8 protein-coding genes are annotated in these 8,392 nt (G+C 70.4%); 6 read left to right on the forward strand and 2 right to left on the reverse strand.

Annotated elements, in window-relative coordinates:
• The 4 genes from IBL25_RS22655 to IBL25_RS22670 all read left to right on the forward strand — a co-directional run.
• A partial coding sequence (locus IBL25_RS22655; RefSeq protein WP_187780758.1) for a class I SAM-dependent methyltransferase occupies window positions 1-612 on the forward strand: 612 nt, incomplete at its 5' end.
• A gap of 42 nt (window positions 613-654) precedes the next feature.
• Entirely contained in the window at window positions 655-1,608 is a 954-nt protein-coding gene (locus IBL25_RS22660; RefSeq protein ID WP_187780759.1) for a glycosyltransferase family 2 protein, read from the forward strand.
• Entirely contained in the window at window positions 1,605-1,940 is a 336-nt protein-coding gene (locus IBL25_RS22665) for a DMT family transporter (protein WP_187780760.1), read from the forward strand. The genes IBL25_RS22660 and IBL25_RS22665 overlap by 4 nt, the downstream gene beginning before the upstream one ends.
• Window positions 1,941-2,177: 237 nt before the next feature.
• Entirely contained in the window at window positions 2,178-3,992 is a 1,815-nt protein-coding gene (locus IBL25_RS22670; protein WP_187780761.1) for a hypothetical protein, read from the forward strand.
• Window positions 3,993-4,050: 58 nt separating this feature from the next.
• Here IBL25_RS22670 and IBL25_RS22675 read toward each other — a convergent pair whose 3' ends face one another.
• Window positions 4,051-6,210, reverse strand: a complete 2,160-nt coding sequence (locus IBL25_RS22675; RefSeq protein ID WP_187780762.1) for a malate synthase G — start codon at window positions 6,208-6,210, stop codon at window positions 4,051-4,053.
• 36 nt (window positions 6,211-6,246) lie between these two features.
• Complete coding sequence (locus tag IBL25_RS22680) at window positions 6,247-6,792, reverse strand: histidine phosphatase family protein (protein WP_187780763.1); 546 nt, start codon at window positions 6,790-6,792, stop codon at window positions 6,247-6,249.
• Window positions 6,793-6,881: 89 nt separating this feature from the next.
• Here IBL25_RS22680 and IBL25_RS22685 point away from each other — a divergent pair, with 89 nt between their 5' ends.
• Window positions 6,882-7,460, forward strand: coding sequence for a chemotaxis protein CheW (locus tag IBL25_RS22685; RefSeq protein ID WP_238940599.1), 579 nt, complete (start codon window positions 6,882-6,884; stop codon window positions 7,458-7,460).
• Window positions 7,448-8,392 (forward strand): CheR family methyltransferase (locus IBL25_RS22690; RefSeq protein ID WP_202986856.1); only part of this gene is annotated, 945 nt, incomplete at its 3' end. The genes IBL25_RS22685 and IBL25_RS22690, both read left to right, overlap by 13 nt.

The raw sequence follows: 8,392 nt of genomic DNA on the forward strand, positions 1-8,392 counted from the left end.
GCCGGCTGCGGCACCGGCGGGCTGTTGCGCCGCCTGGCCGCCGCCCTGCCGGACCAGCCCCTGGCCGGGCTGGAATACGACTCCGGTGCCGCCGCCCGCGCCGCCGCCAAGTCCGGCGCCCTGGTCACGGCGGGGGATGCCAATGCCCTGCCCTTCCCCGATGCCCGCTTCGGCGCCCTGGTCAGCGTGGACGTGCTCTGCCATGCCGGGGTGGAGGAGGCGCGCGCCCTGGCCGAGTTCCGCCGCGTGCTGGCGCCGGGCGGCACGCTGGTGCTGAACCTGCCGGCCTTCGAATGGCTGCGCAGCGCCCATGACACCCGTGTCCATAACGCCCGCCGCTATACCGCCACCCGCGCCGGGGCCCTGCTGCGCGAGGCCGGCTTCGTGCGGGTGGAGACGCGCTACTGGAACAGCCTGCTGCTGCCGCTGATGGTGGCGCAGCGCAAGCTGCGGTCGCGGCACCCCGATGCGGCCAGCGACGTTGCCCCCTTCCCGCCATGGTTGGACGCCACGCTGCATGCCGCCACGCGGGCGGAAGCGGCGCTGGCGCGGCTCGGCCTGCGCTACCCGGCAGGCGGGTCGGTGCTGGTTGTCGCTACCCGTCCCGCCTGACAGGCTTCTCTTCCTCCACCCTACCCGCGGAACCCTTCCTGCATGTCCGACCTTCCGCCGCCCACCATCGGACTGTCCATCGTCGTGCCGGTCTATCGCGGCGCCGCCACGGTGGGCCGGCTTGTCGCAGCCCTGTCCGACCTGCGGCCGGAAGGCGGCATCGAGATCGTGCTGGTCAATGACGGCAGCCCCGACAACAGCGCCGAGGTCTGCCGTGAACTCGCGGCGACGGCCACGGTGCCGCTGGTGTATGTCGAACACGCCCGCAACTTCGGCGAGCACAACGCGGTCATGACCGGGCTGCGCCGCGCCCGCGGCCGATACGTCATCACCATGGATGACGACCTGCAGAACCCGCCGGAGGAGGTGCTGAAGCTCTACGACCACGCGCGCCTTGGCGGCTGGGACGTGGTCTACACGCGCTATGCCGAGAAGAAGCACGAGGGCTGGCGCAACCTTGGCTCCCGCTTCGCCAACTGGGTGGCGGACCAGCTGATGGACAAGCCCAAGGGGCTCTACCTCTCCTCCTTCCGCTGCATGTCGGCGCTGGTGGTGCGGGAGGTGACGAAATACACCGGCCCCTATCCCTATATCGACGGCCTGATCATGCAGGTGACGCAGCGCATCGACAGCATCGTCGTGCTGCACCTGGCGCGCGCGGAAGGCCGCAGCAATTACACCTTCCGCCGCCTGGTGCGGCTGTGGCTGAACCTCGCCACCAACTTCTCGCTGATGCCGCTGCGCATGGCGATGTTCGCCGGCGCGGCCATGGGCATCCTGGGCGTGATCGGCGCCATATTCACGATCATTGAGGCCATGACAAAGGAAACGCCATCCGGCTGGGCCTCGGTGATGACCATCACGCTGCTGGTGGCGGGCGTGCAGTTCCTGATCCTGGGCGTGATGGGCGAGTATCTCGGCCGCGCCTTCCTCTCCGCCAATGGCAAACCGCAGGGCGTGGTGCGGGATGTCGTGGGGCCGGAGCCGCGCCCATGATCGGCTCCTGGCTGGTGCTGGCGGCGGCCATCTGCACCTCCATGCTGGGGCAGGTGCTGCTGAAGATGGGCACGCTGGGCTCCGGCGGCTTCATCCACCAGCTCTTCCGCTGGCAGACGATCATCGGGCTCGGCTTCTATGGCGGCGCGGCGATGCTCTACATCGTCGCGCTGCGCAAGCTGCCGATGAGCGTGGCGCTGCCCTGCACGGCGGCCTCCTATGTCATCATCGCGATGATCGGCCATTTCGGCTTCGGCGAGGCGCTGGGCTTGCAGAAGATCGCCGCCATCGCGCTGATCTCGGCCGGCGTGGTGCTGCTGGCGACAGCTTAGCCTGCGCACCGGGCCAGACCTGAGGCTGCACAAAGAGTTGTCGCCCCCTGCCGGCGCGGGGCGACTAGAATTGCGCCCCGCTTGGGAATAACGCAGTGACCGTCAAGCTTGACGCCTTTCCGGACCTGACCCGGAGCTGAGCTTCCGGGTCCAGCGAGACCACAAGGATCTGCGGCTGCCCCTGTCGCTTGGCGATCCGCCTGCGGGTGCTCAGGCACACCACAGGAGCACTCGACGATGAACACCGGAGTTTATCTGGGCATCGCGCTGGCGAGCTTCGCGATGGCCCCATCCGCCGCCGCTGCCGGCGACGACGCGACCATGCCGCACCGGCACCTGGCCCAGGCGCCGAGCAGCGGCCCGCCCGGGCCGGTCCATGTGCATCCGGGCGCCCGGCCATCGACGGGGCGGACCGAGGTCGGCCCCTATTCGCGCGACCTGCCGCGTGGCGCCGCGGCGCCGACCAGCGATGCGCGCCCGCCGCTCTACACCAATCTCGGCGCCCTGACCTGGCCGGTGGGCGCGGCGAGCCCGGAAGCCCAGGCCTATTTCAACCAGGGCTACCGGCTGGCCTGGGGCTTCAACCATGCCGAGGCGGTGCGGGCCTTCCGCGCCGCGCAGGAGATCGACCCTAGTTGCGCCATGTGCTTCTGGGGCGAGGCCTGGGCGCTCGGCCCCCATATCAACTACCCGATGGACGCGGATGCTATCCCGCGCGCCCTGGCGGTGCTGGACCAGGGGCGGCGCGCTGCCGCGCAGGGCGCGCCGGAGCATGCGGCGCTGATTGACGCGCTCTCCCGCCGCTACTCCGCCGACCCGCAAATGGATCGCAAGGCGCTGGACCAGGCCTATGCCGATGCCATGGAGCAGGTGCAGGCGCGCTTCCCGCGCAGCGCCGACATCGCCCTGCTGAATGCCGATGCGCTGATGAACCTCTCGCCCTGGGATTATTGGGCGGATGGCGGCCGCACGGCCAAGGGCGCCACGCCGCGCACCCTGGCCCTGATCGAAAGCGTGCTGGGCGTGCGCGGCGACATGCCCATCGAGGCCAATCCGGACCACCCGGGCGCGATCCACCTATACATCCACATGGTCGAGGCCTCGGACAAGCCGGAACGCGCGGCGCCGCATGCCGCGCGGCTGGCGGCGCTGATGCCCGGCACCGGCCATATCGTGCATATGCCAAGTCATATCTGGTACCGGCTGGGCCAATGGCGGCAGAGCCTGGATTCCAACCGCCAGGCTGCCGCCGTCGATGAAAGCTATGTCGCGAATGGCGGCGCCAGCCTGCTCTACAGCCAGGCCTATTACGCGCATAACGTCCATTTCGTGCTGGTCTCCGCCCTGATGGGCGGCGATGGCCGCACCGCCGTCGAGGCGGCGGACAAGCTGGCCGGCATCGTCACCGACCGCGCGAAGCAGGATGTGCCCTGGACCCAGCCCATCGCGGCGGCGCCCTATGTCGCGCATGTCCGTTTCTCGGAGCCCGAGCGCATCCTGCGCCTGCCGATGCCTTCCGAGGAATTCCCACTGGTGCGCGCGCATTGGCACTACGCGCGCGGCGAGGCCCTTGCCCGCCTCGGCCGCGCCGATGAGGCCATGGCGGAGGCGGCCACCATCGACAGGATGGCGGAACTGCCGGCGATGCAGGCCATGCCCGCGGCCGGCGTCCCGGCGCCGGACATGCTGCACATCGCCTCGCGCGTCATTGCAGGTCGCGTGGCGCAGAGCCAGAAGAACTGGGATCAGGCCGCCACCGCCTTCAAGGAAGCCGCCGCCATGCAGGACGGGCTGCCGTATATGGAGCCGCCCTATTGGTACTACCCGGTGCAGCAGTCGCTCGGTGCCACGCTGCTGAACCAGGGCAAGGCCGAGGAAGCCTCCGCCGCCTTCCGGGAGGCGCTGCGGCGCTCGCCCAACAATGGCTGGGCGGCGTCCGGATTGCTGCGGGCCGCGCAGGCCCGGGGCGACGCCGCCGGGGCGGAGGAAGCCCGCGCCCTGATGGAGCATAGCTGGTTCGGCGCGGAGCCGCCCCCGCTCGAACAACTCTAGGCACGCCCTATGCCGGGCAGGCCCTGGCGAAGGCCCGCCCGGCAACGGCTGGCGACGCTTAGCGCGCCGCCGCCTTCGCCTCCTTCCGACGCTTGTGCAGGATGAACTCGGTATAGCCATTGGGCTGGGTCGCGCCCTCGAAGACCAGCTCCCGCGCCGCCTGGAAGGCCGGGCCGTCGTAGGCGGGGGCCATGGGCGTATAGGCGGCGTCGCCCGCATTCTGCTTGTCCACCACGGTGGCCATGCGGCGCAGGGTTTCCTCCACCTGCTCACGGCTCACCACGCCATGGCGCAGCCAGTTGGCGATATGCTGCGCGGAGATGCGCAGCGTCGCACGGTCCTCCATCAACCCGACATTGTTGATGTCCGGCACCTTGGAACAGCCGACGCCCTGATCCACCCAGCGCACCACATAGCCCAGGATGCCCTGGGCATTGTTGTCCAGCTCCGCCTGCACATCAGCCGGCGACCAGTTGCTGTCGGAGAGCGGGATGGTCAGCAGGTCGTCCAGCTTGGCGCGGCGGCCGCCGGCGGCGATCTCGGCCTGCCGGGCGGCGACATCCACCTCGTGGTAATGCAGCGCATGCAGCGTGGCGGCGGTGGGCGAAGGCACCCAGGCGGTATTGGCGCCGGCCTTGGGGTGGCCGGACTTCTGCGCCAGCATATCGGCCATCTTGTCCGGCGCCGCCCACATGCCCTTGCCGATCTGCGCCCGGCCGCGCAGCCCGCAGGCCAGGCCGGAATCGACGTTCCAGTCCTCATAGGCCTTGATCCAGGCGGCGCCCTTCATGTCGTTCTTGCGCAGCACCGCGCCGGCTTCCATGTCGGTATGGATCTCATCGCCAGTGCGGTCGAGGAAGCCGGTGTTGATGAAGGCAACACGATCCTTGGCTTCCGCGATGCAGGCGCGCAGGTTCAGCGTGGTGCGCCGCTCCTCGTCCATGATGCCGAGCTTGGCGGTGTTGCGCGGCAGGCCCAGCACATCCTCGACCCGGCCGAACAGCTCATTGGCCCAGGCCACTTCCTTCGGCCCGTGCATCTTCGGCTTCACGACATAGACGCTGCCCTTGCGGGAGTTCATCCGCTTGCCGCGGATGTCGTGCATGGCGATCGCCACCGTCACCAGCGCGTCCAGGATCGTCTCGGGCGTCTCCTGCCCGTCCAGCGTCACGGCATCGGTCATCATGTGGTGGCCGACATTGCGCACCAGCATCAGGCTGCGGCCATGCAGCACCAGCTTGCTATCATCCGGTGCGGTGTATTCGCGGTCGGGGTTCAGGCGGCGCGTCATCTCGCGCCCTTCCTTGCCGAAGGTGGCGGCGAGGTCGCCCTTCATCAGCCCCAGCCAGTTGCGGTAGACGAGGACCTTGTCCTCCGCATCCACCGCCGTGACAGAATCTTCGCAATCCATGATGGTGGAGACAGCGGCCTCCATCACCAGGTCGGCGATGCCGGCGGGGTCGTCGCAGCCGATCGGGTGATCCTTGTTGATCACGATCTCCAGATGCAGCCCGTTGTGGCGCAGCAGGACGGCGCTGGGGCTCATCGGCTCCCCGGCATAGCCGGCGAATTGCGTGGGGTCGGCCAGCCGGGTCTCGCCATCGGCGGTTTCCAGCTCCAGCACGCCATGGCGCACGGCCAGGGAGGTCACCGCCGCCCAGGTGCCGTCCTTCAGCGGCACGGCGGCGTCCAGCACCTCCCGCGCCTTGGCGATCACGGCGGCGCCGCGCATCTTGTTGAAGCCCTTGCCGCGCGCCAGGTCGCCTTCCTCGGCGATGGCGTCGGTGCCGTAGAGCGCGTCGTAGAGGCTGCCCCAGCGGGCATTGCCGGCATTCAGGGCGTAGCGGGCATTGTTGACCGGCACCACGAGCTGCGGGCCGGCGATGCGGGCGATCTCGTCATCCACATCCGCCGTGGCGGCGGCGACACCTTCCGGCTCCGGCAGCAGGTAGCCGATCTCGCGCAGGAAGGCGGCATAGGCCTCGCGGTCCACCGGGCGGGCCGGGTGCTCGCGGTGCCAGGCATCGATCTTGGCCTGCAGCGCATCGCGCTCGGCCAGCAGGGCGGCGTTGCGGGGGCCGAGATCGCGCAGGATCGCCTCGTAGCCGCTCCAGAAGGCCTCGGGACTGACACCGGTGCCGGGCAGCGCCTCGCTTTCCAGGAAAGCCGCCAGGGCCGGCGCCACCGCCAACCCGCCGATCCGCTTCATCTCCGCCATGGCCCTGCCTCCGGGATTTCTTCTGAAAGGCCAGGATTAGCCTTGTTCCGCCGCCGGGGCAAAGCAGGGCGCGCGCAGGATGCGGCAGGAACCCAGTGGCGGCGCCGGGGCCAGCAGGTCCACCGCGCGGCCCTCGATCAGCGCCGCCAGCACCTTCAGCGGCCCGCCATGCGAGACCACGATGGCACCCGGCGGCAAAGCCGCGTGGAAATCCCGCACCCGCGCCACCAGTGCGGCGCCGCTTTCGCCGCCAGGAGGCGCGAAGCCCCAGGGATCGGCGGCCCAGTCATCCAGCGCGGCGCGGGGCACCTCATCCCAGGGCATGCCTTCCCAGGCGCCGAAATCCAGTTCCAGCAGGCGGGCATCCGGCCGTGGCGGCAGGCCGGTCCGGGTGGCCACCTGTTCCGCCAGGGCCAGGCAGCGCCGCGCCGGGCTGCTGAACAGGGTGGTGGCCACGAAGCCCTCCAGCCCTGCCAACGCCGCGCCGGCATCGCCGCCCGCACCCGGTGGCAGGTCCAGCCGGCCATAGCAGAGGCCGGGGGCGATATCGGTCGGCAGGTGGCGCAGCAGGGCATAGGGCATGGCGGGGCCGATCCTCGCCGCCGGGCGCGGGCACGTCCAGCGGGCCGGTGATTGGCGCCGCCGCCGCCCCGGTGATACAAGCGCCCGCGATGGCCGCACCGCCCGATGGAACCCGCGACGAACCGCATGGCACGGCGATGACCAACCCTGAGGCCCGGCCTGCCACCCCAGCGGGCGGGGAAGAGCATTACCTGATCTTCGCGCTGGCGGGCCTGCGCTGCGCCCTGCCGCGCGAGGCGGTGCGGGAACTGCTGCCGCTGCCGCGCATGTCCCGCCCGCCTTCCATGCCCGCCACCCTGGCCGGCTTCGTCAACCTGGGTGGGGAGGCCCTGCCCGTGCTGGCGCTGCGCCACCTGCTGGGCCTGACGCGCACCGCGCCGGTGGAACCGCTCTACCGCCACATCATCGTGGTGGAGGATACCCTGCCCGGCACCCGCGTCGGCCTGCTGGTGGACCGCGTGCTGGACCTGCGCCCGATTGCGGCCGAACTGCGCCAGCCCGTGCCGCCGGAGGACAGCCTGAACGGCTGCGTCGTCGCCCAGCTTGCGCTGCCGGAAGGCCCCGCGCATGTGCTGGACCCTGCCCGCATCCTGATGGCGCAGGAACAGGCGCGGCTGGAGGAACTGACCCGCAAGGCCGCCGCGCGGCTGGACGAATGGACGGCCTGATGGCGCTGCCCCAGGCACGGCCCAGCTTCCTGCCGGATGCCGAGTTCCTGCGGCTGAAGGCGCTGCTGATCCGCCGCACCGGCCATTTCTACTACGAGGACAAGGACGACCTCTTGTGGGAGCGGGTGCGCCGTCGGCTGCGCGTCCTGAACCTTCCCGGCACCGGCGCCTATCTGGAGCTGTTGCAGGACCCGGCGCGGGGCGAGGCCGAATGGGCCGCCCTGGAAGCCGAGATCACCATCGGCGAGACCTTCTTCTTCCGCTACGCCGAGCAATTCGCCGCGCTGCGCAACACCATCCTGCCCGAGATCCTCGCACGCAACGCCGGCACCCGCCGGTTGCGGATCTGGAGCGCCGGCTGCGCCAATGGCTCGGAGCCCTATTCCCTCGCCATCCTGCTGCGGCAAATGCTGGGAGAAGCGCTCGCGGACTGGCGCATCACCCTGCTTGGCACTGACCTGAACGAGGCCTCGCTGGAAAGCGCCCGGCTCGGCACCTTCTCCCCCTGGGCGTTGCGCTCCATGCCGCCGGAGGACAGGGCGCGGGACTTCGTGCCCATCCCCGGCGGGCGCGGCTGGCAGTTGCGGCCGCAGCACCGCGCCATGGTGCGCTTCCAGCGGCAGAACCTGCTGGACCTGCTGAAGCCGGATGCGGCGCTGGAGATGAACGAGTTCGACCTCGTGCTCTGCCGCAACGTGCTGATCTATTTCCACCCGGAGGTGGTGCTGCAACTGGTGCGCGCCATGGCGGAGCGGCTGGTGCCCGGCGGCTGGCTGCTGCTGGGCCATGCCGAGCCCTCCCCCGCCTATGCGCAGTTCCTGGAGCCGGTGTCCCTGCCCGGCACCGCCGCCTGGCGCCGGGGCGGCGAGGACCTGCCGCCCCTGCCGGAGATGCCGGCACCGGACAGCGCCCCGCCGCCTCCGCCGCCCGCC

The organism is Pseudoroseomonas ludipueritiae, assembly GCF_014490445.1.
Lineage (GTDB): Bacteria > Pseudomonadota > Alphaproteobacteria > Acetobacterales > Acetobacteraceae > Pseudoroseomonas > Pseudoroseomonas ludipueritiae.

Excerpts from the sequence above, each read along its gene's own strand:
- IBL25_RS22660 (WP_187780759.1), top strand. The coding sequence starts at position 655 with ATGTCCGACCTTCCGCCGCCCACCATCGGACTGTCCATCGTCGTGCCG.
- IBL25_RS22665 (WP_187780760.1), top strand. The coding sequence starts at position 1,605 with ATGATCGGCTCCTGGCTGGTGCTGGCGGCGGCCATCTGCACCTCCATG.
- IBL25_RS22670 (WP_187780761.1), top strand. The coding sequence starts at position 2,178 with ATGAACACCGGAGTTTATCTGGGCATCGCGCTGGCGAGCTTCGCGATG.
- IBL25_RS22675 (WP_187780762.1), bottom strand. The coding sequence starts at position 6,210 with ATGGCGGAGATGAAGCGGATCGGCGGGTTGGCGGTGGCGCCGGCCCTG.
- IBL25_RS22680 (WP_187780763.1), bottom strand. The coding sequence starts at position 6,792 with ATGCCCTATGCCCTGCTGCGCCACCTGCCGACCGATATCGCCCCCGGC.
- IBL25_RS22685 (WP_238940599.1), top strand. The coding sequence starts at position 6,882 with ATGGCCGCACCGCCCGATGGAACCCGCGACGAACCGCATGGCACGGCG.